The organism is Mesorhizobium sp. WSM3224 (assembly GCF_000427725.1).
Taxonomy (GTDB): Bacteria; Pseudomonadota; Alphaproteobacteria; order Rhizobiales; family Rhizobiaceae; genus Mesorhizobium.
Genome location: NZ_ATYO01000019.1, coordinates 44,318 through 69,564 on the forward strand (window position 1 = coordinate 44,318; position 25,247 = coordinate 69,564).

At 64.0% G+C, this 25,247-nt stretch carries 22 protein-coding genes and 1 other RNA gene; 22 read left to right on the forward strand and 1 reads right to left on the reverse strand.

Annotation, left to right across the window (positions count from 1 at the left end; genetic code table 11):
• Positions 1-39: 39 nt before the first annotated feature.
• The 5 genes from YU3_RS0124510 (at position 40) to YU3_RS0124525 (ending at position 3,426) form a co-directional block, all read left to right on the forward strand.
• Positions 40-759 carry a DnaJ family molecular chaperone gene (locus tag YU3_RS0124510; RefSeq protein ID WP_027168701.1) on the forward strand — a complete coding sequence of 240 codons (720 nt, stop codon included), beginning with the start codon at positions 40-42 and terminating at the stop codon, positions 757-759.
• A complete protein-coding gene (locus YU3_RS0124515) occupies positions 756-1,523 on the forward strand; it encodes an N-acetylmuramoyl-L-alanine amidase (protein ID WP_027168702.1) in 768 nt (255 codons plus the stop codon). The genes YU3_RS0124510 and YU3_RS0124515 overlap by 4 nt, the downstream gene beginning before the upstream one ends.
• 186 nt (positions 1,524-1,709) lie before the next feature.
• Positions 1,710-2,414 (forward strand): lytic transglycosylase domain-containing protein, encoded by a 705-nt coding sequence (locus tag YU3_RS0124520; RefSeq protein ID WP_027168703.1) that lies wholly within the window; start codon positions 1,710-1,712, stop codon positions 2,412-2,414.
• 161 nt (positions 2,415-2,575) lie between these two features.
• Positions 2,576-2,972: RNase P RNA component class A (gene rnpB / locus YU3_RS38800), an RNA gene on the forward strand.
• Positions 2,973-3,132: 160 nt separating this feature from the next.
• Positions 3,133-3,426, forward strand: a complete 294-nt coding sequence (locus tag YU3_RS0124525; protein WP_027168704.1) for a type II toxin-antitoxin system ParD family antitoxin — start codon at positions 3,133-3,135, stop codon at positions 3,424-3,426.
• Between the two features lie 17 nt (positions 3,427-3,443).
• Here YU3_RS0124525 and YU3_RS0124530 read toward each other — a convergent pair whose 3' ends face one another.
• Positions 3,444-4,556: a cystathionine gamma-lyase gene (locus tag YU3_RS0124530; protein WP_027168705.1), complete on the reverse strand. Its 1,113-nt coding sequence runs from the start codon at positions 4,554-4,556 to the stop codon at positions 3,444-3,446.
• 397 nt (positions 4,557-4,953) lie between these two features.
• Here YU3_RS0124530 and mraZ point away from each other — a divergent pair, with 397 nt between their 5' ends.
• The 17 genes from mraZ (at position 4,954) to lpxC (ending at position 25,242) form a co-directional block, all read left to right on the forward strand.
• The gene (gene mraZ / locus YU3_RS0124535) at positions 4,954-5,412 is read left to right on the forward strand and encodes a division/cell wall cluster transcriptional repressor MraZ (RefSeq protein WP_027168706.1); all 459 of its coding nucleotides are present in this window, start codon (positions 4,954-4,956) and stop codon (positions 5,410-5,412) included.
• Complete coding sequence (rsmH, locus tag YU3_RS0124540) at positions 5,409-6,425, forward strand: 16S rRNA (cytosine(1402)-N(4))-methyltransferase RsmH (protein WP_027168707.1); 1,017 nt, start codon at positions 5,409-5,411, stop codon at positions 6,423-6,425. The genes mraZ and rsmH overlap by 4 nt, the downstream gene beginning before the upstream one ends.
• A 4-nt stretch (positions 6,426-6,429) precedes the next feature.
• Entirely contained in the window at positions 6,430-6,825 is a 396-nt protein-coding gene (locus YU3_RS0124545) for a hypothetical protein (RefSeq protein WP_027168708.1), read from the forward strand.
• A complete protein-coding gene (locus tag YU3_RS0124550) occupies positions 6,822-8,549 on the forward strand; it encodes a penicillin-binding protein 2 (protein ID WP_027168709.1) in 1,728 nt (575 codons plus the stop codon). The genes YU3_RS0124545 and YU3_RS0124550 overlap by 4 nt, the downstream gene beginning before the upstream one ends.
• A gap of 54 nt (positions 8,550-8,603) precedes the next feature.
• Complete coding sequence (locus tag YU3_RS0124555; protein WP_027168710.1) at positions 8,604-10,058, forward strand: UDP-N-acetylmuramoyl-L-alanyl-D-glutamate--2,6-diaminopimelate ligase; 1,455 nt, start codon at positions 8,604-8,606, stop codon at positions 10,056-10,058.
• On the forward strand, positions 10,055-11,488 hold the full coding sequence (locus YU3_RS0124560) for a UDP-N-acetylmuramoylalanyl-D-glutamyl-2,6-diaminopimelate--D-alanyl-D-alanine ligase (protein ID WP_027168711.1): 1,434 nt from the start codon (positions 10,055-10,057) through the stop codon (positions 11,486-11,488). The genes YU3_RS0124555 and YU3_RS0124560 overlap by 4 nt, the downstream gene beginning before the upstream one ends.
• 27 nt (positions 11,489-11,515) lie before the next feature.
• Positions 11,516-12,598: a phospho-N-acetylmuramoyl-pentapeptide-transferase gene (gene mraY, locus YU3_RS0124565; protein WP_027168712.1), complete on the forward strand. Its 1,083-nt coding sequence runs from the start codon at positions 11,516-11,518 to the stop codon at positions 12,596-12,598.
• A gap of 9 nt (positions 12,599-12,607) precedes the next feature.
• Entirely contained in the window at positions 12,608-14,011 is a 1,404-nt protein-coding gene (gene murD, locus YU3_RS0124570) for a UDP-N-acetylmuramoyl-L-alanine--D-glutamate ligase (protein ID WP_027168713.1), read from the forward strand.
• Positions 14,011-15,162, forward strand: a complete 1,152-nt coding sequence (gene ftsW / locus YU3_RS0124575) for a putative lipid II flippase FtsW (protein ID WP_027168714.1) — start codon at positions 14,011-14,013, stop codon at positions 15,160-15,162. The genes murD and ftsW overlap by 1 nt, the downstream gene beginning before the upstream one ends.
• Before the next feature lie 6 nt (positions 15,163-15,168).
• Positions 15,169-16,293, forward strand: coding sequence for an undecaprenyldiphospho-muramoylpentapeptide beta-N-acetylglucosaminyltransferase (murG, locus tag YU3_RS0124580; protein ID WP_027168715.1), 1,125 nt, complete (start codon positions 15,169-15,171; stop codon positions 16,291-16,293).
• Entirely contained in the window at positions 16,290-17,696 is a 1,407-nt protein-coding gene (murC, locus tag YU3_RS0124585) for a UDP-N-acetylmuramate--L-alanine ligase (RefSeq protein ID WP_027168716.1), read from the forward strand. The genes murG and murC overlap by 4 nt, the downstream gene beginning before the upstream one ends.
• Positions 17,693-18,658: a UDP-N-acetylmuramate dehydrogenase gene (gene murB, locus YU3_RS0124590; RefSeq protein WP_027168717.1), complete on the forward strand. Its 966-nt coding sequence runs from the start codon at positions 17,693-17,695 to the stop codon at positions 18,656-18,658. The genes murC and murB overlap by 4 nt, the downstream gene beginning before the upstream one ends.
• Before the next feature lie 329 nt (positions 18,659-18,987).
• A complete protein-coding gene (locus YU3_RS0124595; RefSeq protein WP_027168718.1) occupies positions 18,988-19,914 on the forward strand; it encodes a D-alanine--D-alanine ligase in 927 nt (308 codons plus the stop codon).
• The gene (locus YU3_RS0124600) at positions 19,902-20,843 is read left to right on the forward strand and encodes a cell division protein FtsQ/DivIB (protein WP_027168719.1); all 942 of its coding nucleotides are present in this window, start codon (positions 19,902-19,904) and stop codon (positions 20,841-20,843) included. The genes YU3_RS0124595 and YU3_RS0124600 overlap by 13 nt, the downstream gene beginning before the upstream one ends.
• Positions 20,840-22,147 (forward strand): cell division protein FtsA, encoded by a 1,308-nt coding sequence (gene ftsA / locus YU3_RS0124605; protein WP_027168720.1) that lies wholly within the window; start codon positions 20,840-20,842, stop codon positions 22,145-22,147. The genes YU3_RS0124600 and ftsA overlap by 4 nt, the downstream gene beginning before the upstream one ends.
• Positions 22,148-22,214: 67 nt before the next feature.
• Complete coding sequence (ftsZ, locus tag YU3_RS0124610) at positions 22,215-23,873, forward strand: cell division protein FtsZ (protein ID WP_027168721.1); 1,659 nt, start codon at positions 22,215-22,217, stop codon at positions 23,871-23,873.
• A gap of 421 nt (positions 23,874-24,294) precedes the next feature.
• The gene (lpxC, locus tag YU3_RS0124615; RefSeq protein ID WP_027168722.1) at positions 24,295-25,242 is read left to right on the forward strand and encodes a UDP-3-O-acyl-N-acetylglucosamine deacetylase; all 948 of its coding nucleotides are present in this window, start codon (positions 24,295-24,297) and stop codon (positions 25,240-25,242) included.
• Positions 25,243-25,247: the final 5 nt, after the last annotated feature.

The window sequence follows — 25,247 nt, forward strand, 5'->3', positions numbered from 1 at the left end:
AGGCTTGATAGAACCGCCCGGTTCGCACTATGAAGCGGCATGTCGATTTGGGACCGCCTTGGCGACTTCATCGCTCGTGTTTCGTCGTCGGCGTCCTCGGGCGTCGCGGATGTCGTCGAAGCCGTGCGCACCGTGTTTTCCGGCGATCCGGATCTGCGCCGGCGCGTCGCCTTCTCGGTGGCCATGATTGCGCTCTCGGCCAAGATGGCCAAGGCCGATGGCATCGTCACGCAAGACGAAGTGCGCGCCTTCCAGGAAATCTTCGAGGTGCCGCCAAGCGAGACACGCAATGTGGCGCGGCTTTACGACATCGCCCAGCAGGACATTGCCGGATTTGAGATCTATGCCCAGCGCATGGCGCAGCTCTGCGGTTCGGGCCATGCAAACTGCATGATGCTGGAAGACATCCTCGACGGCTTGTTCCACATAGCCAAGGCGGACGGCCTCATCCATGAGCGGGAAGGACAGTTCCTGCATCGGATCGCGGAGATTTTTCGAATCGACGAGGCGCATTACGAGACGATCCTGTCGCGGCACGTCAATCTTGGCGCGGCCGATCCCTATGTCGTTCTGGGCATCGAGCGCGGCAAGCCGTTCGAGGAAATCAGGAAACGCTATCGCAAGCTGATCTCCGACAATCATCCCGACAGGTTGATCGCGCGCGGCCTGCCGCAGGAATTCATCAAGATCGCCACGACCAGGGTGGCGGCGATCAATGCCGCCTATGAGATGATCGAGCGGGGCCTCAGGCACGTATGAGCGGCTTTCTGCCCGACCAGCCAGGTGCCGAGGTCCGGGTGTCGCCGAATTTCGGTCCGCGCCGCGAGACGCTCCGGCCCGACATGATCGTGTTGCACTATACCGGCATGGCAAGCGGCGCCGGCGCCGAGGCGTGGCTATGCGATCCTGCAAGCGAGGTGTCCTCGCATTATCTTGTTCATGAGGACGGCCGCATCATCCAGATGGTGCGCGAGAGCGATCGCGCCTGGCATGCCGGCACGAGTTCCTGGCTCGGACGCACCGATATCAATTCCTGTTCGGTCGGCATCGAGATCGTCAATCCCGGGCATTCACTGGGTTATAAAGCCTTCCCCCGGCGGCAGGTCGGTGCAGTGATCGAGTTGTGCGCCGGCATCGTGGGCCGTTATTCCATTCCCGCGGCAAGAGTGCTCGCGCACTCGGACGTGGCTCCTGGCCGCAAGGTCGATCCCGGCGAGAAATTCCCCTGGAAGGCGCTGTTTGGAGCCGGTGTCGGTCACCTCGTGCCGGCGGCGCCGATAAAGCCGGGCGCCGCGCTGAAGGCCGGCGACACCGGCTCCGATGTCGAGGCGCTGCAGTCGATGCTGGCGCTCTATGGCTATGGTGTCGAGATATCGGGTGTTTACGACCAGCAGACGGAAATCGTGGTGGCGGCGTTCCAGCGGCATTTCCGGCGGCGGCTGGTCGATGGCGTGGCGGACAATTCGACGATCCGTACCCTGCAGAGGCTCCTGGCTTCCGTAAAGTCAGCCTCCGTCAAATAACTCACGCCAGGTTCCTTAAATTACAATCTGTCACTTAAAGTGAATTGCGCCGCCTTTATTGCCGCCAATTCCACCTCCAAATGCCTCTCCCGCAAGTCATTGGACGTCTATCCCCCCGGATGATCCGATGTTGAATTTGAACAACTGCGTGAATTTCTTCGCGCGGTTCTAACAGAACAGGACTACATGCAAAAATTGACCGTTGTAGCGGCAGCTGTTGCTGTCGGAGTGATAAGTTTTGCCTTCAATCCGGCAAGCGCCGCCCCTTTGAGCCTTCGGGCAGGTGGCCTTGTTGTCGCCCCCACGACGACCAAGGCTGCCCCAGGCAGCAAGGCGCCAAAAATCAAGAGAGCTCCGGCAAAGGTGCAGAAGGTTGCCGCGACCAGGGCAACCAAATCGACGGCCAAGCGTGCCAAGCGCGGCAGAAAGAGGATTGATCTCACCACGACGGCCTCGATCAATAATACCGGCAAGGTTGCCCTGGCGACGCCCGCCGCGGCGGGCAGCGGCCAGTATTCGACGATCATTGCCCGCTATGCCGCGAGCTATGGCGTGCCGGTGTCGCTGGCCAATGCCGTCATCAAGATCGAAAGCAACTACCGGCCGAACTTGGTCGGCGGCGCGGGTGAGATCGGCCTGATGCAGATCAAGCCGGCGACAGCGCGGATGATGGGCTATACCGGTTCGGCCAAGGGATTGTTCGATCCCGACACCAACATCAAATACGGCATGAAGTATCTCGCCATGGCGCGGGACCTCGGCGGCGGGACCACCTGTGGCACGATCCTCAAATACAATGCGGGTCACGGCGCGACGCGGATGAATCCGATTTCGGCCGCCTATTGCAGCAAGGTGAAGGTGCAGTTGGTGGCGCTGGGCTCGCCGGCCTAAAGCTCGTCCGCCAAGGCGGATTTGGGCAAGGTGTAGCCCTCGTGCATGTCCTTGTCCAAAATCGCCGGGCACCTTCAGACTGAGCCCGAGAACTTTTTGGGCCACACGGATCGGCTTTTTTCGTTTGCCTTTTCAGGTGGGAAACCCTTTATACGCGCTTGCCAGCTGGCCGGGCGGCCGCACCCGCGAGAGCCGAAAGGCTGCGGGTGAGGAAAGTCCGGGCTCCATGGAAACACGGTGCCGGCTAACGGCCGGCGGGGGCGACCCCAGGGAAAGTGCCACAGAAAGCAAACCGCCGCGGCTTCTGCCGCGGCAAGGGTGAAAGGGTGGGGTAAGAGCCCACCGCGCGACTGGCAACAGGAGCGGCAGGGCAAACCCCACCGGGAGCAAAACCGAATAGGGGCGGTGCGAAGGGAAACCTTCGAGGGCTGTTTCCGGCCCACCGTCCGGGTAGGTTGCGTGAGGCGCATGGCAACATGCGCCCAAGATGAATGGCCGCCACGTTCTCGCTCCAGGGCGAGGGCCATACAAAACCCGGCTTACAGGCCAGCTGGCAGTTTTCCGAACTTGCGATAGCTCTCCGAAATCAGAAGGTTACGCCGAAAGGCGTGCCTTTTGATTCAGCGCCTTGGGCAGGTGGGGCTTTGAGCGTCATCATCGGTTCCTTGAAGCCGGTGCGATTAAATCGTACCTTGCTGGGAAAGAGCAGGAGCGCGTCATGGGCCGGGTCGATAAACGCAGCATCACGCTTTCGCCGGAGCTGGCGGCGGCGGTGGACGATGTCGTCGCAGCAGGCGAATACGCCTCGGCCAGCGAAGTGATCCGCGATGCGCTCAGACAATGGAAGGAGCGGCGCGACCTGCTCGGCTACACAGTCGAAGAACTGCGGGAGCTGGTGCAGGAGGGCATCGACAGCGGGCCGGCTCTGGAAGGGCCGCCTGTGATTCAGCGCGCCCGGGCCAGATATCTCGAAATGATGAAAACCAAAGGGGCGGCGAAAATCGAGGTGTGACTGGGCGCCGTATTTGCTCAGGCGATCTTGTCCAGCGACGCTTCGATCGCCCGCCAGAGTTCTTCCACCGGCTCGCAGCCGATCGCCAGGCGGACGAAGCCCGGCGGCACGGCATCGCCGCGTTTCGAACGCCGCTCGGCGGATGTGTGCACGCCGCCGAAGGACGTCGCCGATTCGATCAGCGCGCAATTATCGATAAATTGCTCGGCCTGTTCTTCGGAGGCCAGTTCGAAGGAAATCAAAAAGCCGAAGCGCTCCATCTGGGCGCGCGCCAGATTGTGCGAGGCATCGCCCTCGAGCCCGGGAAAGCGTAGGCCGCTTACGGCGCGGTGGTGTTTCAGCCGCCGCGCGATCGTTTCGGCCGACGAGCACATGCGGTCGAAGCGCACTTCCAGCGTTTCGAGGCCGCGATGCACCAGCCAGGCCTCGAACGGACCGGGGATGCCGCCGGCAGTCTCGCGCCAATCCTTCACCCTGGCGACAATGTCGGGATCGCGGCTGGCGACATGGCCGAAGAGCACATCCGAGTGGCCGTTGATCGCCTTGGTGTCGGCCGAGACCACGATGTCGGCGCCAAGATCGAGCGGGCGCTGGCCGAAGGGCGTCATCGTCGTGTTGTCGACGATCAAGATCCCTCCTTGCGCATGGACGGCCTTGGCGACGGCGGTGATGTCACAGATGTCCAGCCGGGGGTTCGACGGACTTTCGACAAAAACCGCCCGGTAGCCGGCGAAACCGCCATCGAGAATGGTTGCCGTCGGCCTCACGTCATAGGCGACGCCGAGCGATTTCAGGAAGCGCTCGGCCAGCGCCCGCGTCGTGTGATAGCCGTCCGACGGCAAAAGGATGCGGTCGCCCGATTTGAGAAGCGAGAAAAAAGCCGCTGAAATCGCGCCCATTCCCGACGGAAAGGCAACGCATTGCGCATCTTCCAGATGGCCGAGCGCATGCTCGACCGCATGCCAGGTCGGGTTGCTGAAGCGGCCATATTGATCGAAGCCCGTCGCGTCGCCCGGCGCGTGGAAGATCGAGGCCATGGTCAGCGGCAACGGGATCGGATCCCCCTTGGCGAAATCGGCGCTGCGCAGATGGGCAAGTGTCGCGGCGCGTGATTTCGCATTGTCAGGCATCAGCTCGATCCTTGTTTTGGGCAGAAAGGCGTCAACCGACGCTATGCGCGAGGACTGTTCGCAGCAAGCAGCGTCTTTTTGGGCCAGAGGGCTCTAAACGCTTCGTTAGGCTTAATAGACGATAAAGACGAGACGTGCCTTCAGCCTGCGCTTTCTGGTTGTGGCGCGCGTGTTTGTGATGCCTGTTCCCGTTGACGCCCATAGTGCCCCATGATATCCCATTTAAATCAAGCTTTCGTTCCGCGTCAGGGTGAAGCGTACGCCGATCGGGCAGTCGCGGCGGCTGCGCGTTTGCCGGTTTTCGCCCCGGTGAATGAAGCGATTTGCCGCGGGTGCGGCAGGGGCGCGGAGAACGACATGGGAAGGGGTGCGGCGGCGGAAGCGGCTGTAGCGTTCATTGGACCGATTTCTGTCAAATGCGGTGAACAGGATAGACGCGAAGGGACGGGTCTCCGTTCCGGCGCATTTTCGCGCTGTGGTGCAGAAGCGCGGTTACTCGGAACTCTACGCGCTGCGCTGCCTGGACCTTCCGGCCATGGATGTCGGCGGGCTCGACCTGCTCGACCGTTACGAGCAGCGGATCGCGCTGGAAGACCCGTTCCTGCAGACGGCGGACGATATGTCATTCTTCTGCCATGGCGACGGGACGTTTCTGAAGCTCGACCAGGACGGCCGCATCACCATGACCGATTTCATCCGCGAGCATACGGGCATCTCGAACGAGGTGGTCTTTGTCGGCCGCGGCAATTTCTTTCAGGTCTGGGAGCCGGGACGGCTTGCCGCCTATGGGGCGCAGGCGCGGGCCAGGCTTTTGCAGCTTCGGCAGGGGACGAAGCCCGAGGAGCGATCGGAATGATGGCTGGCCACGGCGATGACCCTCACGCCGTTGGCGGACCGGCCCGTCACATTCCGGTCCTCCTTGCCGAAGTGCTTGAAGCTCTCGAGCCAAAGCCAGGCGAGACGATCGTCGATGGGACATTCGGCGCCGGCGGCTATACAAGCGCCATTCTCGATCGCGGCGCCTCCGTCGTCGCCATCGATCGCGACCCGGACGCAATCGCGGCGGGCAGGGCGCTCGAACAGCAGGCCGGCGGCAGGCTGACGCTTGTCCAGGCGCCATTCTCCACGTTGGACGAGCATGTTGAAAGCGCCGACGGTGTCGTGCTCGACATCGGCGTTTCGTCCATGCAGCTCGACCAGGCGGAGCGCGGCTTTTCCTTTCGCGCCGACGGACCGCTCGACATGCGCATGGCGCAAGCGGGCTTAAGCGCCTCCGATGTCGTCAACACCTTCAAGGCCGGCGACCTTGCCCGGATCTTCGGCTTTCTCGGCGAGGAGCGTCATGCCGGCCGCATCGCGCGCATGATCGAGAGCCGGCGTGAGAAGAAGCCTTTCGAGCGCACGCTCGATCTCGCCGACGCGATCGAAACGCATATCGGACGAGGGCCGAAGGACAAGATCCATCCGGCCACGCGCGTCTTCCAGGCGCTGCGCATCTTCGTCAATGACGAGCTTGGCGAGCTTGCAAGGGCGCTGCTGGCCGCCGAGCGCGTGCTGAAACCTGGCGGGCGGCTTGCCGTGGTGACGTTCCATTCGCTGGAAGACCGCATCGTCAAGCGCTTCATCGCCGACCGTTCCGAAGCCGCCAGCGGCTCACGCCACATGCCCGATGCACCTGTTCGTGTCGCGACTTTCCGCAAGGCCGGCGGCGGGGTGACGGCGGGAGAGGCCGAGATAGCGGCCAATCCGCGGGCGCGCTCGGCCAGGCTGCGTGCGGCAATGCGCACCGAAGCGCCGGCGCGCTCAGGCGATTTTTCGATTTTCGGCCTTCCAAAGCTTCCCGCCGTCGAACGGCCGGGAGAGAGGTGAGCACGTGTTTCGTACCAGCGACATAGTCCTGATCGCCGTCATGGTCTCGGCTGCGGCCCTGACCTACAAGACCAAGCGCGAGGCAGAGGAGCAAATGGCGGCCGTGCAGAAGATACAGGCGCAAATCCGCTACGAGGAAGACACGATCGATCTCCTCAAGGCGGACTGGAGCCTGCTTACCCAGCCGTCGCGGCTGCAGAAACTTGCCAATATCTACAAGACCCAGCTCGGGCTCGAACCGGTTGGCGCCCACCAGATCGGCGGCCTTGACGACATTCCCGTGAAGCCCGTGACCATCGAGGACCTCTCCTCGCAGCGGCTTGGCGGCATGGCCGACAATTCCGGCAATGGAGCTGCGGGCGACAAGGATCCGGTGGTCACCGGGAGCACGGTGCAATGATTAGCAGGCTTCCAAGTATCGGTGACCTGCTGAAGCGCCGGAAGAAGACCGCCGAGGACGGCTCGATCGTCGTCGACGCGGCGCGCAAGGCGACGGGCGGCAAGGCCAGGACCCGCATCGTCATGACGATGGCGGTGTTCTTCACCATCTATTCGACGATTGCCGGCCGGCTTGTCTATCTCGGCCTGCAGAACCCGGACCTGTCGGATGGCCCGCAGAGCAGGGTCACCGCGTCGCGTCCCGATATCGTCGATCGCAATGGCGAAGTGCTGGCGACCGATATCAAGACGGCGTCGCTGTTTGCCGAGCCGCGCCGCATCGTCGACGCCGACGAGGCGATCGAGAAATTGTCGACGGTGCTGCCTGAGATCGATTACGAGCAGACCTATCGCAAGCTCAAGAGCGGCGCCGGCTTCGTCTGGCTGCAGCGACAGCTGACGCCAAAGCAGCAGGCCGACATCATGTCGCTCGGCGTTCCAGGCCTCGGCTTTCGCACGGAGAAGCGCCGTTTCTATCCGAGCGGCGAAACCTCGTCCTACGTCGTCGGCCTGACCAACATCGACAACCAGGGCATCTCCGGCATGGAGAAATATATCGATGAGCAAGGTCTGAGCGACCTGCAGGCGTCGGGCCTGGCGGTGGCCAAGGACCTGAAGCCGGTGAAGCTCTCGATCGATCTGCGCGTCCAGCATGTGGTGCGCGACGAGATCGCCGCCGGCCTGGAGCGCTATCGCGCCATGGGCGCCGGCGCCGTTGTGCTGAACGTCAAGACCGGCGAAGTGATAGCCATGGCCTCGGTGCCGGATTTCGATCCGAACAATCCTTACAACGCACAGGACAAGGACCGGCTGAACCGTATGTCGGCGGGCCTTTACGAGATGGGCTCGACCTTCAAGAGCTTCACCTCGGCCATGGCGCTCGATTCCGGCAAGGCGACGATGGCGAGCCGCTTCGACGCTTCGCATCCAATCCGGGTCGGCCACCAGGCCATTCACGACTTTCACGGCAAGAACCGGGTGCTGTCGTTGCCGGAGGTGTTCCTCTATTCGTCCAACATCGGGTCGGCCAGGGAGGCCGAGCTTGTCGGTATCGAAGGGCACCGCGAATTCCTGCATCGCCTTGGAATTCTGGACAAGATGCAGACCGAACTGCCGGAGGTCGCCCGCCCGACTGAGCCGAAGGTCTGGAAACAGGTCAATTCTTTCACCATCGCCTTCGGCCATGGTGTGTCGACGACGCCGCTGCAAGCGGCTGTCGGCTGCGCGGCGCTGATGAATGGCGGCTATCTGATCCAGCCGACATTCCTGGTCCGCAGCGAGCAGGATGCAATGGCGGTGGCCAAGAAAGTGGTCAGCGAAAAGACGGTCGAAGGCATGCGCTACCTCTATACGCTCAACGCTGAGAAGGGCTCCGCCAGAAACGCCAGGGTCCCCGGCTACCGGGTTGGCGGCAAGACCGGAACTGCCGAGAAGGTCATCAACGGCCGCTACTCGAAGGAGTTGAACTTCAACACCTTCGTCGCCGCCTTCCCGATGGACGATCCGCAATATCTCGTCTTTACGATTGCCGACGCCCCGCATCCGGAAAAGCCCGGGATGACGGACGTCGCCGCCGCCAATGCGGGGGTCATCGCCGGCAACATCATTAGGCGCTCAGCAGCCATGCTTGGCGTGAAGCCAGATTTCAGCCATGAAAATGGTGCAACGCTGGTTTCCTATCAGTGATTCTTGGGGCGCGCCGGCAACTGCGCGCTATTTTGTTGCGATGAACGGGACTCAATGCATCTAAAAGATCTAGCCGGTGTCCTGCCTGTCGAGGGAACAGCTTCCCGCGATCTGGAGGTTACCGGACTTTCCTCCGATTCCCGCACGGTAAGACCGGGTGTGGTCTTCTTCGCGCTCGCCGGCAGCAAGGCCGATGGCTTGGCCTACGCCGCCGATGCCGCCAGCAAGGGTGCCGCGGCGATCGTCGCAGGCAAGGGCACGGCCGTTTCCGGCCTGCCGATCCCGGTCCTTGCCGTCGATGATCCGCGCCATGCGCTGGCACTCAGCGCCGCACGCTTCTTCGGACGCCAACCGCAGACCATGGTCGCCGTCACCGGCACCGCCGGCAAGACATCCGTCGCCGCTTTCACCCGCCAGATCTGGGAGCAGGCGGGTTTTGCCGCCGCCTCGATAGGCACGACCGGCGTGGTGGCGCCCGGCCGCAACGAATACGGCTCGTTGACCACGCCCGACCCGGTGGCGCTGCACCGGTTGCTCAAGGAACTGGCGGACGCCGGCGTCACGCACGCCTCGATGGAAGCCTCGAGCCACGGCCTCGACCAGCGCCGCCTCGACGGCGTGAAACTCGCGGCCGGCGGCTTCACCAATCTCGGCCGCGACCACATGGATTACCATCCGACCGTCGAGGATTATCACCGCGCCAAGCTGCGCCTGTTCGACATGCTGCTGCCGAAAGGCGCGCCCGCGATCGTCTTTGCCGACGATCCGTGGTCGGGGCCGACGGTTCAAGCTGCAAAGGCGGCGGGCCTGAAGGTGCTTACCGTCGGCCGCCATGGCGATTTCCTGACGTTGAAGCGGGTCGAGCACGAGCGCCACCGGCAGCGCGCCGAGGTCGAGGCCGCCGGCGTGCTGTACGAGGTCGACCTGCCTTTGGCCGGCGACTTCCAGATCGCCAACGCGCTGGTCTCGGCCGGGCTTGCCATATCGACTGGAACGCCGGTCGATAAGGCTTTGGCCGCGCTGGAAAAGCTGAAAGGCGCGCCGGGCCGGCTCGACCTCGTCGGCACAACCGCCGCCGGCGCTCCCGTTTATGTCGACTACGCGCATAAGCCCGATGCGCTGGAAAACGTGCTGACCTCGGTCCGGCCTTTCACCACGGGCCGTGTCGTCGTGGTGTTCGGCTGCGGCGGCGACCGCGATCGGGGAAAGAGGCCGATCATGGGTGAGATCGCGACGCGGCTCGCCGATGTCGTCATCGTCACCGACGACAATCCGCGCACGGAAGTGCCCGAAACCATCCGCGCGGCCATTCTCGCAGCGGCGCCCGGCGCCATCGAAATCGGCGACCGCCGCAAGGCCATCCATGAGGCGGTGGCGATGCTTCGCGCTGGCGATACGCTCATCGTCGCCGGCAAGGGGCATGAGGAAGGCCAGACCATCGGCAGCGAAACCTTCCACTTCTCCGACCATGAGGAAGTGCGCGAGGCGCTTACGGAGCGCGCCGCATGAGTTTGCTCTGGACGTCGGAAGCGCTGGTCGAAGCGATGGGTGGCAGGCCGATCGGCTCGCTGCCGGAAGGCATCACCGGCATTTCGATCGACAGCCGCAGCCTGGAACCGGGAAACGCCTTCTTCGCCATCAAGGGAGAGGCGATGGACGGCCACGATTTCGCGACCGCGGCGGTGAAGGCCGGGGCGGCCGTGCTGGTCGTCGCCGAGAGCAAGCTGCCGTCGCTCGGACGGCTGACGGCGCCGATGATCGTCGTGCAGGACGTGCTTGCGGGCCTTGAGAAACTCGGCGTGGCGGCCCGTGCGCGCTCGAAGGCCAAGATCGTCGCTGTCACCGGCTCGGCCGGCAAGACGACCACCAAGGAAGCGCTGCGCCATGTGCTGACGGCGGTCGGCAAGGTGCACGCCTCGGCGCAGTCTTTCAACAATCATTGGGGCGTGCCGCTGACGCTCGCCCGCATGCCGCAGGACTGCGACTACGCGGTCTTCGAGATCGGCATGAACCATCCGGGCGAGATCAGGCCGCTGGTCAAAATGGTCAGGCCGCATGTCGCCATCGTGACGATGATTGCCGCCGCCCATCTCGGCTTCTTCAAGAATCTCGACGAGATCGCCAAGGCGAAGGCGGAGATCTTCGAAGGGGTTGAGCCCGGTGGCGCCGTGGTGCTCAACCGCGACGATCAGCGCTGGAAGCTGCTCGAGAAGATGGCGAAGGAGGCCGGCGTCGCGCACGTCTTCGGCTTCGGCGAGAATGTCCGTTCGACTTTTCGGCTCACCGGCTGTGAGCTTTACGCCGACCATTCCGACATCGCCGTCAAAATCGGCAAGCAGGATGTTGCGGCGCGTGTCGGTGCGCCCGGCCGCCACATGGTGCAGAACGTGTTGGCGGTGCTGGGCGCCGCCAAGCTTGTCGGCGCCGACCTCGACAAGGTCGCGGCGGCGCTTGCCGATCTTTCGGCCGAGCGCGGGCGCGGCCGGCGCCATGTCCTGCGCCATCCAAACGGGCCTATCATGCTGATCGACGAGAGCTACAATGCTAACCCGGCGTCGATGGCGGCCGCGATGGCGCTGCTCAACGCCACGCCGGTCTCGGGCGACGGCCGGCGCATCGCGGTGCTCGGCGACATGCTGGAGCTCGGCAGCCATTCGGCGAAGCTCCATGCCGCCCTTGCCGAACTGATCGTCGGCACGGGCACGCGCAACGTCTTTCTCGGCGGGCCGGAAATGCAGGCGCTGGCTAAGGTTTTGCCCGCCGATGTCCAGACGGAATATCGGGCCGGCGCCGAGGAACTGAAGCCGATCGTGATCTCCGCGCTGAGACCCGGTGACGTGGTCATGGTCAAGTCGTCGAAAGGCATCGGGTTTTCAAAGCTGGTCGAGGCGTTGCTCGGCAAATTTCCGGCGGAAGCCACAAACATTGAACCGACTTGAGGTCGGGCTCCGGGGGACGGAAAGACCATGTTCACACTGCTCGTCGATTTCGCGGACAAGATTTCGTTCTTCAACGTCTTCCGCTACATCACCTTTCGCACCGGCGGCGCGCTGATCACCTCGGCGCTGATCGTCTTCATCTTCGGGCCGACGATCATCAATTCGTTGCGCCTGCGGCAAGGCAAGGGCCAGCCGATCCGTGCCGACGGCCCGCAGACACATTTCAAGAAGGCGGGAACGCCGACGATGGGCGGACTGATGATCCTGTCCGGCATCATCGGTTCGTCGCTTTTATGGGCAAACCTTTCCAGCATCTATGTCTGGGTGGTGCTTTTGGTCACCGTCGGCTTCGGCTCGATCGGCTTTTACGACGACTATCTCAAGGTCACCAAGCAGTCGCATCTGGGTTTTTCCGGCAAGGCGAGGCTGGCGATCGAGTTCGTCATCGCGGCAATCGCGGCGTGGGTGATCATGCACAATGGCCAGGCGCCGTTCTCGTCGTCGCTGACCTTCCCCTTCGCCAAGGAATTCCTAGTCAATCTCGGTTGGTTCTTCATCCCGTTCTCCTGCTTCGTCATCGTCGGCGCGGGCAATGCGGTGAACCTGACCGACGGCCTCGACGGCCTAGCGATCGTGCCGATCATGATCGCGGCGGCGTCCTTCGGCGTCATCGCCTATCTTTCGGGCAACGCGGTCTTCGCCGAATATCTGCAGATCCATTTCGTTCCCGGTACCGGTGAGCTTGCCGTCGTGCTCGGCGCGGTGATCGGCGCCGGTCTCGGCTTCCTCTGGTTCAACGCGCCGCCGGCCGCGATCTTCATGGGCGACACCGGCTCGCTGGCGATGGGCGGCCTGATCGGCACCATCGCGGTCGCCACCAAGCACGAGATCGTGCTGGTCATCGTCGGCGGCCTGTTCGTGGTCGAGATCCTGTCGGTCATCATCCAGGTCGGCTACTTCAAGATGACCGGCAAGCGCGTGTTCCTGATGGCGCCGATCCATCACCATTTCGAAAAGCTCGGCTGGACCGAAAGCCAGGTGGTGATCCGCTTCTGGATCATTGCCGTCATCCTGGCGCTGGTCGGCCTCTCAACCCTCAAGCTCAGATAGGACGCTCACTTGATTCCCGCCGCTTCCTTTTCAGGCAAACGCGTTTCGCTCTTCGGGCTTGGCGGCTCGGGGATCGCCACCGCGCATGCGCTGATTGCCGGCGGCGCCGAGGTGCTGGCCTGGGACGACAATCCTGAAAGTGTCGCCAAGGCAGCGGCCGCGGGCATTGCGACCGGCGATCTGCGCGCCGCCGACTGGCCGCGCTTCTCAGCCTTCGTGTTGTCGCCAGGGGTGCCGCTGACGCATCCGAAGCCGCATTGGACGGTGGAGCTGGCACGCGGCGCCGGCGTCGAGGTGATCGGCGATATCGAGCTGTTCTGCCGCGAACGCATCAGCCGCGCGCCGGCAGCGCCGTTCATTGCGATTACCGGCACCAACGGCAAGTCGACGACGACGGCGCTGACGGCGCATATCCTGAAGTCGGCGGGGCGCGACACGCAGATGGGCGGCAATATCGGCTGTGCCATCATGACGCTCGATCCACCCGAGGCTGCGCGGCATTATGTGGTGGAGTGCTCGTCCTACCAGATCGATCTCGCGCCCTCGATCAACCCAACCGCCGGTATCCTGCTCAACCTGACGCCCGATCACCTCGACCGGCATGGCACGATGGCGCACTACGCCTCGATCAAGGAAAGGCTGGTCGCCGGCAGCGACACCGCGATCGTCGGCGTCGACGATTCCTGGTGCGCCCAGATCGCCGACCGCCTGGAGCGCGCCGGCCGGCAGGTCATTCGCATTTCCAAGCGCCTGCCGCTGACCGACGGCTATTTCGCCGACGGCACCAATCTGATGGAAGCCGTGCATGGCCGCTACAGCCGCGTCGCCTTCCTCGAAGGCATCGGCTCGCTGCGCGGCCAGCACAATGCGCAAAACGCGCTGGCCGCCATTGCCGCGTGCCTCAAGGTCGGGCTCGATCTTGGCGAGATACAGGCCGGGCTCGAAAGCTTCCCTGGGCTCGCGCATCGCATGGAGCAGGTCGGCCGCAAAGGCCATGTGCTGTTCGTCAACGATTCCAAGGCGACCAATGCCGATGCGGCAGCCCCCGCGCTGTCAAGCTTCACCAACCGCATCTACTGGATCGCCGGCGGCCTGCCCAAGGAAGGCGGCATCGAGCCGCTGCGCGGCTTCTTCCCGCGCATCGCCAAGGCCTATCTGATCGGCGAGGCCGCACCTGCCTTTTCCGCCACGCTTGGCGAGACGGTGCCTTACGAAATATCCGGAACGCTGGCGGCGGCGGTCGAGCATGCCGCCAACGACGCGGCAAGCGACACCGGCGGCGAGGCCGTGGTGCTGCTCTCACCGGCCTGCGCCAGTTTCGACCAGTTCAAGAATTTCGAAGTTCGCGGCGAAGCCTTCAGGCAAGCTGCGACTGCTATTGATGGGGTAAGATCCATCGGAGGGCCACGTTGATGCAAAGCCGTCTCGACAAAAGTCCGGTCGCAACCTGGTGGTGGACGATCGATCGCTGGTTCCTGGCGGCGTTCCTGTCGCTGATGGGGCTGGGCATCGTGTTGTCCTTCGCCGCAAGTCCGGCGGTGGCCGAGCGTATCGGCCTCGACAGCTTCCACTTCGCCACGCGTCAGATCATCTTCACCATCCCGGCGCTAATCGTGATGCTGGCGGTCTCCTTCCTGGAGGCGCGGCAGATAAGGCGCATGTCACTGGTGATGATCTGCATCATGCTGGTGCTGATGGTGGCGGTGCTCTACATCGGCGTCGAGGTGAAGGGCGCGCGGCGCTGGGTGTCGCTCGCCGGCCTGTCCATCCAGCCGTCCGAGTTCCTGAAGCCGGCCTTCGTCATCCTCTGCGCCTGGCTGTTTGCCGAGCATAAGCGCCAGCCCGACATTCCCGGCAATCTGTTCGCAATGCTTTTGCTCGCGCTGGTCATCTCGCTTCTGGTGGCGCAGCCCGACCTCGGCCAGACCATGCTGGTGCTCGGCACCTGGGGCGTGATGTTCTTCATGGCCGGCTTGCCGTGGTTCTGGATCGTAGCACTTGGCGCGGCCGGCGTCGGCGGCGTGTTCGCGGCCTATACGGTGTTTCCGCACGTCGCCGCGCGCATCGACAAGTTCATGACCGGCGAAGGCGACACCTTCCAGGTCGACATGGGCCGCGAGGCGCTGATCAACGGCGGCTGGTTCGGCGTCGGCCCGGGCGAGGGCACGGTGAAGCGGGTCATCCCGGACAGCCATGCCGACTTCGTCTTCTCGGTCGCCGGCGAGGAGTTCGGCCTCATCATGTGCTTCTTCATCATGTCGATCTTCGCCTTCATCGTGCTGCGCGGATTGAGCATCGCGCTCAAGGAGCAGGACGATTTCACCCGCTACGCCGTTGGCGGCCTCGTCACCGTCTTCGGCCTGCAATCGGCCATCAACATGTGCGTGAACCTGCAGCTGATGCCGGCCAAGGGCATGACGCTGCCCTTCATCTCTTATGGCGGCTCCTCGCAGATCGCCATCGCCGTCTCGATGGGCATGGTGCTCGCCTTGACGCGAAGGCGCCCCGAAAAGCGCAAGCAGATGGGCTTCGTCCTTGCCCAGCGCGCAATGCCGGCGGAATGAGGCAGGATGGCAAAGGGTGTCATCCTGCTTGCAGCCGGCGGAACGGGCGGACATCTGTTTCCGGCCGAGGCGCTTGCGCATGAGCTGATCGAACGCGGCTGGAAGGTGCATCTTGCCACCGACCGTCGCGCCGAGCGCTATTCCCGCCATTTCCCGGCTGCTGAAATCCACTCGATCGCCTCGGCTACCCTCGGCTCGAAGAATCCGGTCGCCGTGCTCTCGTCCTTCTGGAAAATCTGGCAGGGTGTGCGTGAAGCCGGCCGGGTGATCGCCAGGATCAAACCTGAAGCGGTCGTCGGTTTCGGCGGCTATCCGACGCTGCCGCCGCTCTATGCCGCGACAAGGCGCAAGGTGCCGACGCTGATCCACGAGCAGAACGCCGTCATGGGCCGCGCCAACAAGGCGCTTGCAAGCCGCGTCGACGCGATTGCCGGCGGCTTCCTGCCCGAGGGCGCGAGCGCTGCCGGCGCAAAGACGGTGACCACGGGCAATCCGGTCAGGCCGCAGGTGCTTGAGGCGGCCAAGACGCCCTATGCGGCATCGAACGAGGGCGAGCCGTTCCGCTTCCTGGTGTTTGGCGGCAGCCAGGGCGCGCAATTCTTTTCCGATGCCGTTCCGGCGGCGATCGCGCTGCTGCCGGAAGACCTCCGCAAGCGGCTGCTGATCACCCAGCAGGCGCGCGCCGAGGATGTGGCGCGGGTGAAGGCCGCCTATGCCGATCTTGGCGTCGACGTCCAGGTCTCGCCCTTCTTCACCGACATGGCGGCGCGCATGTCGGCGGCGCATCTGGTGATGTCGCGCTCCGGCGCCTCGACGGTTTCGGAAATCGCCGTCATCGGCCGGCCGGCGCTGCTGGTGCCTTATCCGCACGCGCTCGACCATGATCAGGCGGCGAACGCCGCGGCACTTGCCGCGGCCGGCGGGGCCGAGCTCCATCCGCAGTCGACGCTGTCGCCGGAACGGATTGCCGAGTTGGTCGGCGGGCTGATGCAGGATCCGAACCGGCTGGCGGCCATGGCCGCTGCCGCCCGCTCGGCCGGGAAACCGAACGCGGCGCGGTTGCTCGCCGACCTGACAGAGGCTATTGCGTCCGGCAAAACGGTTTCGGACTACAGGAGCACGCGCGCATGAAGATGCCGCAGACGATCGGCCTCGTACATTTCATCGGCATCGGCGGCATCGGCATGAGCGGTATCGCCGAGGTGCTGCACAATCTCGGCTACAAGGTGCAGGGTTCCGACCAGGCCGACGGCGCCAATGTGCAGCGGCTGCGCGACAAGGGCATCGAATGCTTCGTCGGTCACAAGTCCGAAAACCTCGGCGACGCCGAAGTCGTGGTCGTCTCGACCGCGATCAAGAAGTCCAACCCGGAACTGAAGGCCGCGCGCGAAAAGCTGTTGCCGATCGTGCGCCGCGCCGAAATGCTGGCTGAGCTGATGCGCTTTCGCCAGGCGGTCGCCATTGGCGGCACGCACGGCAAGACGACGACCACCTCGATGGTGGCGACGCTGCTCGAGGCTGGCGGGCTCGATCCGACCGTCATCAATGGCGGCATCATCAATGCCTATGGCACCAATGCGCGCATGGGCGACGGCGAGTGGATGGTAGTCGAAGCGGACGAGAGCGACGGCACGTTCCTCAAGCTGCCGGCCGATATCGCTGTCGTCACCAACATCGATCCCGAGCATCTCGACCACTATGGCAGCTTCGACAAGGTGCGCGAAGCCTTCCGCCAGTTCGTCGAGAACGTGCCGTTCTACGGCTTCGGCGTGATGTGCACCGATCATCCGGAAGTGCAGGCGCTGGTCAGCCGCATCGAGGACCGGCGCGTCATCACCTATGGCGAGAACGCGCAGGCCGACGTGCGCTTCACCAACCACCGCATGCACGGCGCGACTTCCGAGTTCGATATCGTGATCCGCGACCGCAAGGGACGGGGTACGACGGCGATCAAGGATCTGCGGCTGCCGATGCCCGGCCTGCATAACGTGTCCAATGCGACTGCGGCGATCGCGGTTGCGCATGAGCTTGGCCTCTCGGCCGAAGCGATCAAGAAGGGCTTGTCGTCCTTTGCCGGCGTCAAGCGGCGCTTTACCCACACCGGCTCGTGGAACGGTGTCGAGGTGTTCGACGACTACGGCCACCACCCGGTCGAGATCGCGGCGGTGCTGAAGGCCGCGCGCAGCGCGACCGAGGGGCGTGTCATCGCCATCGCGCAGCCGCATCGCTTCACCCGGCTGCATGATCTCTTCGATGAGTTCTCCGTCTGCTTCAACGACGCAGACACCGTGATGGTGGCGCCGGTCTATGCGGCGGGCGAAGAGCCGATCGAAGGTGTCTCGTCGGATACGCTGGTTGCGCGCATACGTTCCGGCGGCCACCGCGACGCACGCTATATCGATGGCGCGGCAGCGATCGCGCCGGCCATTCGCGAGCTTGCCAAGCCCGGCGACTTCGTCGTCTTCCTCGGCGCCGGCAACATCACGCAATGGGCCTACGCGCTGCCCAAGGAGCTTGGGGGGACGCCTTCATGATGCGCGGCCAGGACCTCATCGACAAGCTTGGTGACCGGCTTTCCGGCCTGCGCGGCCGTATCACGCCCAATGCCGAGATGGACAAGATCACCTGGTTCCGCGCCGGCGGCCTGGCGGAGGCGCTGTTCCAGCCGGCCGACGAGGAAGATCTGGCAACCTTCCTGCGCGCGGTGCCGGAAGAGATACCGGTCCTGGTGGTCGGTGTCGGCTCGAACCTTCTGGTGCGCGACGGCGGCATTGCGGGTTTTGTCGTCAGGCTCTCGGCCAAGGGCTTCGGCGACGCCGAGGCCACCGGGCCGACCACGATCAAGGCAGGTGCTGCAACGCCGGACAAGCGTGTCGCCGCGGTGGCCCACGAAGCAGGCATCGGCGGCTTCCACTTCTACCACGGCATTCCCGGTGCCATTGGCGGCGCGCTCAGGATGAATGCGGGCGCCAACGGCGTCGAGACCCGGGAACGGGTCGTCGAGGTGAGGGCGCTGGACCGCAAGGGCAATCTCCACACGCTCAGCAATGCCGATATGGGTTATGCTTATCGCCATTCGTCCGCACCCGGCGGACTGATCTTCACGTCGGCGATCTTCGAAGGCGTTTCCGAAGACAAGGCGGCTATCAAGGCGGCGATGGATGCCGTGCAGAACCATCGCGAGACGGTGCAGCCGATCCGCGAGAAGACCGGCGGCTCGACCTTCAAGAATCCGGAAGGCACCTCGGCCTGGAAGGAGATCGACAAGGCCGGCTGCCGCGGGCTGATGATCGGCGGTGCGCAGATGTCGCCGATGCATTGCAACTTCATGATCAACACCGGCACCGCGACCGGCTACGACCTCGAATATCTCGGCGAGACGGTGCGGGCGCGGGTGCTCGAAAATTCCGGCATCCGGCTGCACTGGGAGATCAAGCGCCTCGGCAATTTCCGCCCCGGCCATGCGGTGCAGGAGTTTCTCGGGCAACTCCTTTGACCTGAATCTCAACGCGGCCCGGCGTCTCGCGACCTTCACGTAATACTTGAACTTGAGCGCTTCGCAACGGCGTCAACCGTTGCCGCAAAGACTCAACAACACACTTTTCTCGCCCCTTTTTGCGGAAAGTGAATCTCTCGGAATCATAGGCACTTGCCAGCGAATCAACTCTCTGATTCTCTGCCCTAAAGCGTTTCCTGATTTGAGTCGTTCGACGCGTTAAGTCGCGTTTTCCGTCTGGGGGGCAACCTGCCGGAAGACTCGGACTCAATGCTCAGGGATGCGGTGCGGGAATTGGTTGCAGGCCCGGCGTGAGAGGGATGACGGGAATGAAGAACAAGCATGTGGCTGTCCTCCTGGGTGGATTCTCCTCGGAGCGGCCCGTGTCTCTGTCCTCGGGGAAAGCGTGTGCGGATGCGCTCGAGAATGAAGGCTATAAGGTCACCCGCGTCGATGTTTCGCGCGATGTCGGGTCTGTGCTTGCCGAGCTCAAGCCCGACGTCGCCTTCAACGCGCTGCACGGTCCGTTCGGCGAGGACGGCACCATCCAGGGAATTCTCGAATATCTCGGAATTCCCTACACCCATTCGGGGGTGCTCGCTTCGGCGCTGGCCATGAACAAGGAGCAGGCCAAGAAGGTCGCCAAGGCGTCCGGCATTCCGGTCGCGGAATCCAAGGTGGTCAACCGCTTCGCCGTCAAGAACAAGCATCCGATGAAGCCGCCTTACGTGGTCAAGCCGGTCAATGAGGGGTCGAGCTTCGGCGTCGTCATCGTGCATGAGGGGCAGTCGCATCCGCCGCAGGTGATCGGCTCGACCGAGTGGCAATATGGCGAGACCGTCATGGTCGAGCGTTACATCCATGGTCGGGAGCTGACCTGCGCGGTGATGGGCGATGTGGCGCTTGGCGTCTGCGAGATCATCCCGACCGGACATTCCTTCTACGATTACGATTCAAAATACGTTCCCGGCGGATCAAAACACGAAATCCCTGCTAAAATTTCACCGAATATTTACCAAAAAATACAGACACTGTCCCTCAAGGCTCATCTTGCCATTGGTTGCCGGGGCGTCTCCCGATCGGACTTCCGTTACGACGACCGCCACTCCGAAAACGGCGAGGTTGTCTGGCTCGAGGTCAACACTCAGCCGGGCATGACGCCGACGTCTCTTGTGCCTGAAATCGCCGCGCAAGCGGGACACTCGTTCGGCGAATTGTTGAGTTGGATGGTGGAGGACGCTTCGTGTCTGCGTTGAGGTGGGGACAGGGTAACGGCGGCGCGGCTGGTCCCGCGCTGTTCGGCGTGCCGCTGTCATTCGACCGTTTCGTATTGCCGCGTCAGCTTCGCCGGCCGATGCGTGTGCTGGCGCGCCTGTGCGGCGGCGAGTATGAGGCGCCGCGCTTTTCGGCGGCGATCCTTTCCGCCGCGCTGGTCGCATCCAGCAGCGCCTATGGCGCTTATCTCGGTGGTTATACCGATAGCATCGTGCAGGGCGTGACGGCGCGCACCGGCTTTGCCGTCGACCAGATCAAGGTGGTCGGCAACCGCCAGACTTCCGAGATCGATGTGCTCGACCGGCTCGGCCTCGACGGCTGGACCTCGCTGATCGGCTTCGATGCCGAGGCCGCGCGCGAGCGCATCGCGACGCTGCCCTGGGTCGAGGGCGCGGCGGTGCGCAAGGTCTACCCGCATACGCTGGAGGTGCGCATCGAGGAGCGCGCGCCCTTCGCGCTCTGGCAGCAGGGCACCGCGGTGTCGGTCATCGAGCGGTCGGGCGAGGTGATCGCGCCGTTCTCGGGCGGCAAGCAGGCGCTGCTCCCGCTGATTATCGGCACGGGCGCGCCGGCCATGGCGCCGGCCTTCCTCGACAAGATCAAGCGCTATCCCGAGCTCGCGGCGCGGGTCAAAGGTTATATCCGAGTCGGCGAACGCCGCTGGGACCTCAGGCTCGAAAACGGCATCACGATCAAGCTGCCGGAAGACGGCGAGGACCAGGCGATCGCAGAGCTCGTCAAGATCGACCATGACAACGGTCTGCTCACACGCGACATCGCCGGCGTCGACATGCGGCTCTCCGACCGGTTGGTCGTAGAGCTGTCGCCGGAAGCGGCGACGCAGCGCGAAGCCGCGCTCAGCGACAAGCCGAAAAGCCTGGCCAAGCGCAAGGCGGGGACAAAGATATGAGTTGGCTTGGCGGCAGCAGTGACGCTTCTTCGCGCCGGTCGGGCACGCTTACGGTGCTCGATGTCGGCTCCAGCAAGGTTTGCTGCGTGGTGGCGAAGCTCAAGCCGAACGAGGACGGCAAGCTGCTGCGCGGACGTTCGCACCGTATCCAGGTGATCGGCATCGGCCATCAGAAGTCGCAAGGCGTGAAGTCCGGCGTCGTGGTCGATCTCGATCGCGCCGAGCATGCCATTCGGCTTGCTGTCGATGCGGCCGAGCGCATGGCCGGGCTCACCGTCGATTCCCTCATCGTCAATATGACGGCGGGGCGGCTGAAGAGCGAATCCTTCTCGGCGACCATCAATCTCGGCGGCCATCAGGTCGAGGAAACCGACATCAAGCGTGTGCTTGCCGCCGGCGCCAAACAGGCGCTCAGGGCCGAGCGCGAGGTGATCCATTCGCTGCCGGTCGGTTTCTCCCTCGATGCCGAGCGCGGCATGCGCGATCCGCGCGGCATGGTGGGCGATGCGCTTGGCGTCGATATGCATGTGCTGACGGGCGATGCGGCGCCGATGCGCAACCTGGAGCTCTGCATCAACCGCTCGCACCTTTCGGTCGAGCGCATGGTGGCGACGCCCTATGCCAGCGGACTTGCCTCGCTGGTCGACGACGAGCTCGAAATGGGCGCCGCCTGCATCGACATGGGTGGCGGCACGACGACCATTTCAGTCTTCTCGGAAGGCAAGTTCATCCATGGCGACGCCATCGCCATCGGCGGCAACCATGTGACGCTCGACATGGCCAAGGGCCTGTCGACCTCGCTCGATGCCGCGGAGCGGCTCAAGGTGATGCATGGCTCGGCGCTGCCCGGAAGCGCCGACGACCGCGATCTCGTCTCGATCCAGCCGATCGGCGAGGAGGGCGATGTGCCGCAGCAGATTCCGCGCTCGGTGATGACGCGCATCATCCGTGCGCGCATCGACGAGACGCTGGAGCTTTTGCGCGACCGGCTGAACAAGTCCGGCTACGGCAATGCCGTCGGCAAGCGCGTCGTGCTCACCGGCGGCGCCAGCCAGCTCTCCGGCCTGCCGGAAGCCGCGCGCCGCATTCTCGGGCGCAATGTTCGCATCGGCCGGCCGCTTGGGGTGGCTGGCCTGCCGGAAGCGGCCAAGGGACCGGCGTTCTCGACCCCGGTCGGACTGATGATCTACCCGCAGATGGCGAACTTCGAGAGCCATTCGGCGAAAGGACTTTCCGGTTTCAGGATGACCGGGACGGGCGGAAAACTGCATCGCATGAGTCAGTGGTTGAGAGACAGTTTTTAATTTGACGGGGACAGCCCCATAGGCGGCCGCAGCGGCGAAGCGGCGGGAAAGGCAAAGGACGGAGACAATGACCATCAATCTGCAAAAGCCGGACATCACCGAGCTTAAGCCACGCATCACCGTCTTCGGTGTCGGCGGCGGCGGCGGCAATGCGGTCAACAACATGATCACAGCCGGCCTGCGCGGCGTCGAGTTCGTGGTGGCCAACACTGACGCCCAGGCGCTGACGATGTCGAAGGCCGAGCGGCTGATCCAGCTCGGCGCGCATGTCACCGAAGGCCTCGGCGCCGGCTCGCAGCCGGAAGTCGGCCGCGCTGCGGCGGAAGAGTGCATCGACGAGATCATCGATCATCTCTCCAACACCCATATGTGCTTCGTCACCGCCGGCATGGGCGGCGGCACTGGCACGGGCGCTGCTCCGGTCGTTGCCCGCGCGGCGCGCGAGAAGGGCATCCTCACCGTCGGCGTCGTCACCAAGCCGTTCCATTTCGAGGGCCAGCGCCGCATGAAGACGGCCGACATGGGCATCGAGGAACTGCAGAAATGCGTCGATACCCTCATCGTCATCCCCAACCAGAACCTGTTCCGGCTGGCCAATGACAAGACCACCTTCGCCGATGCCTTCGCCATGGCCGACCAGGTGCTCTATTCGGGCGTTGCCTGCATCACCGACCTGATGGTCAAGGAAGGCCTGATCAATCTCGACTTCGCCGACGTCCGTTCGGTGATGCGCGAGATGGGCAAGGCGATGATGGGCACCGGCGAAGCTTCGGGCGAGGGGCGCGCGATGGCCGCCGCCGAAGCCGCGATCGCCAACCCGCTGCTCGACGAAACCTCGATGAAGGGCGCCAAGGGCCTGCTGATCTCGATCACCGGCGGCCGCGACCTCACCCTGTTCGAGGTCGACGAGGCCGCGACCCGCATCCGCGAGGAGGTCGACCAGGACGCCAACATCATCCTGGGCGCTACCTTCGACGAGGAGCTGGAAGGCGTGATCCGCGTCTCCGTAGTCGCCACCGGCATCGACAAGTCGGCGGCCGAAATCGCGGCAGCGCCGATCTCGATCCGCGCAGCGCAGAAGCCGGCCGCGCGCCCGGCGGCTCCGGCTGCTGAAATCCGCCCCGCTGCGGTTCAGCCGCAGGCCTACGAGCCGCGTGCGGTCGATCCGGTCGCCGAGGCGATCCAGCTTGCCGAGGCAAACGCAGCCGCCATGGCGCAGCCGCGCGCCGTGCCGGTCGACGACTTCCGGCCGCAGAGCAAGATCTTCCAGGCTCCGCCAGCCCAGGCGCAGCCGCAACCGGTGGCGCAGCCGCAGGTCATGCAGCAGCCCGCGCCGCAGCGCGAGATGCCGCAGCCGGTGGCGGCGGCCCCGCAGCGTATGCCGCGCGTGGAAGACTTTCCGCCGGTCGTACGGGCTGAAGTCGAAGCCAAGACCCGGCCCACGGACCATGAAAACAGCGGTCCGATGGGGCTGATCAAGCGGCTGACCAACGGCCTTACCCGCCGTGAGGAAGAGCCGGCCCGGCTCCAGCCGGCACAGCCGCGCGAACCGAAGCTGCGCCAGGCAGCGCCCGAGATGCGCCGTCTCGCCAGCCAGGATCCGCAGCTCTACGCGCCGCGCCGCGGCCAGCTCGACGACCAGGGCCGGCTGACGCCGCAGAACCGCACGGTCCAGGAAGACGACCAGCTGGAAATCCCGGCCTTCCTGCGCCGCCAGGCCAACTGATCGGTAGGGCAGGCCGCTGATCGCCGATACAGCGCCCGCTGATCGCCGATACAGCGCCCGCTGATCGTTGATACAGCGGCCGCTGATCGTTAACGATATATAACGGTTGTTAACAGGCAGGCGAGAGATCGTCTGCCTGTTGCTTTTTAAAGTGCATTTAGAACAATGAGTTACGGTGTCTTTCTTATGTTTCCCCGCAGTTACACGGGGTAAGAAACCGTGATTTGGAGTCTCCAGGGCGGGCCATTATCTTCGCCACGGACTAAAGTCGGTTTGCCGGGATTCGGGGAGTAGCCCTGCCTGCCGATTATACCAGAGCCGCATGCTCTTGCTTATTTTGCCGCGTTTGTGCGAGCGCCAGACCATCCAGCTGGCTGCAAGATATCCAAGGCCGATGGAGCGGACACAGGCATTCAGGGCGATGGGGTTACTCTTGCACGACTATCAGACGACAGTGAAATCGCGCGCGACGCTGACTGGCATCGGCGTCCATAGCGGCAAACCCGTCACCGTTCACTTCCTGCCCGCCGACGCCGACACGGGCATCGTCTTCCATCTTTCGAATGGCGGCGAAGCCCGTGAGTTCCGCGCTCTGGTCGCGGAAGTCGGCGCTACCGATCTCTGCACCATGCTTGGCGATCCGGCAGGCAAGCATATCGGCACTGTCGAGCATCTGATGGCCACGGTGTTCGGTCTTGGCATCGACAATCTCATCATCGAGATCGACGGTTCGGAAGTCCCCATTCTCGACGGTAGCGCCATGGCCTTCGTCGAAGCCATCGACCAGGTGGGCATCGACACGCAGGCGGTGAAGCGTCGCTATATCCGTGTGGTCAAGCCGGTGCGCGTGGAAGCCGGCGCATCCTGGGCGGAGTTCCGCCCCTATGACGGCACGCGTTTCGAGGTCGAGATCGATTTTGAAAGTCCGGCGATCGGTCGCCAGCAATTCGCCTCCGACATCAATCCCGACATCTTCCGCCGCGACATTGCGCGCGCGCGCACCTTCGGCTTCATGAAGGATGTCGAGCGGCTTTGGGCCGCCGGTTACGCGCTCGGCTCATCACTGGAGAACTCGCTGGTCATCGGCGACGACAACCGCGTCATCAATGTCGGCGGGTTGCGCTATCCCAATGAATTCGCCCGCCACAAGACGCTCGACGCTATGGGCGATCTGGCGCTGGCCGGCGCGCGCTTCATCGGCTGCTTCCGTTCCTATCGCGGCGGTCACCGGATGAATGCCTCGGCGCTGCGCCGGTTGCTTTCCGACCGGACGGCCTTCGAGATCGTCGAGACGAGGCGGCGTGAGCGCGGCCGGGTCGCCGAAATGATCGCCGTCAGCGGGCCGGTCTACGCGCCCTGGGTTATCTGACGCGT

Excerpts from the sequence above, each read along its gene's own strand:
- YU3_RS0124510 (WP_027168701.1), top strand. The coding sequence starts at position 40 with ATGTCGATTTGGGACCGCCTTGGCGACTTCATCGCTCGTGTTTCGTCG.
- YU3_RS0124515 (WP_027168702.1), top strand. The coding sequence starts at position 756 with ATGAGCGGCTTTCTGCCCGACCAGCCAGGTGCCGAGGTCCGGGTGTCG.
- YU3_RS0124520 (WP_027168703.1), top strand. The coding sequence starts at position 1,710 with ATGCAAAAATTGACCGTTGTAGCGGCAGCTGTTGCTGTCGGAGTGATA.
- YU3_RS0124525 (WP_027168704.1), top strand. The coding sequence starts at position 3,133 with ATGGGCCGGGTCGATAAACGCAGCATCACGCTTTCGCCGGAGCTGGCG.
- YU3_RS0124530 (WP_027168705.1), bottom strand. The coding sequence starts at position 4,556 with ATGCCTGACAATGCGAAATCACGCGCCGCGACACTTGCCCATCTGCGC.
- rsmH (WP_027168707.1), top strand. The coding sequence starts at position 5,409 with ATGATGGCTGGCCACGGCGATGACCCTCACGCCGTTGGCGGACCGGCC.
- YU3_RS0124550 (WP_027168709.1), top strand. The coding sequence starts at position 6,822 with ATGATTAGCAGGCTTCCAAGTATCGGTGACCTGCTGAAGCGCCGGAAG.
- YU3_RS0124555 (WP_027168710.1), top strand. The coding sequence starts at position 8,604 with ATGCATCTAAAAGATCTAGCCGGTGTCCTGCCTGTCGAGGGAACAGCT.
- YU3_RS0124560 (WP_027168711.1), top strand. The coding sequence starts at position 10,055 with ATGAGTTTGCTCTGGACGTCGGAAGCGCTGGTCGAAGCGATGGGTGGC.
- mraY (WP_027168712.1), top strand. The coding sequence starts at position 11,516 with ATGTTCACACTGCTCGTCGATTTCGCGGACAAGATTTCGTTCTTCAAC.
- ftsW (WP_027168714.1), top strand. The coding sequence starts at position 14,011 with ATGCAAAGCCGTCTCGACAAAAGTCCGGTCGCAACCTGGTGGTGGACG.
- murG (WP_027168715.1), top strand. The coding sequence starts at position 15,169 with ATGGCAAAGGGTGTCATCCTGCTTGCAGCCGGCGGAACGGGCGGACAT.
- murC (WP_027168716.1), top strand. The coding sequence starts at position 16,290 with ATGAAGATGCCGCAGACGATCGGCCTCGTACATTTCATCGGCATCGGC.
- murB (WP_027168717.1), top strand. The coding sequence starts at position 17,693 with ATGATGCGCGGCCAGGACCTCATCGACAAGCTTGGTGACCGGCTTTCC.
- YU3_RS0124595 (WP_027168718.1), top strand. The coding sequence starts at position 18,988 with ATGAAGAACAAGCATGTGGCTGTCCTCCTGGGTGGATTCTCCTCGGAG.
- ftsA (WP_027168720.1), top strand. The coding sequence starts at position 20,840 with ATGAGTTGGCTTGGCGGCAGCAGTGACGCTTCTTCGCGCCGGTCGGGC.
- ftsZ (WP_027168721.1), top strand. The coding sequence starts at position 22,215 with ATGACCATCAATCTGCAAAAGCCGGACATCACCGAGCTTAAGCCACGC.
- lpxC (WP_027168722.1), top strand. The coding sequence starts at position 24,295 with ATGGGGTTACTCTTGCACGACTATCAGACGACAGTGAAATCGCGCGCG.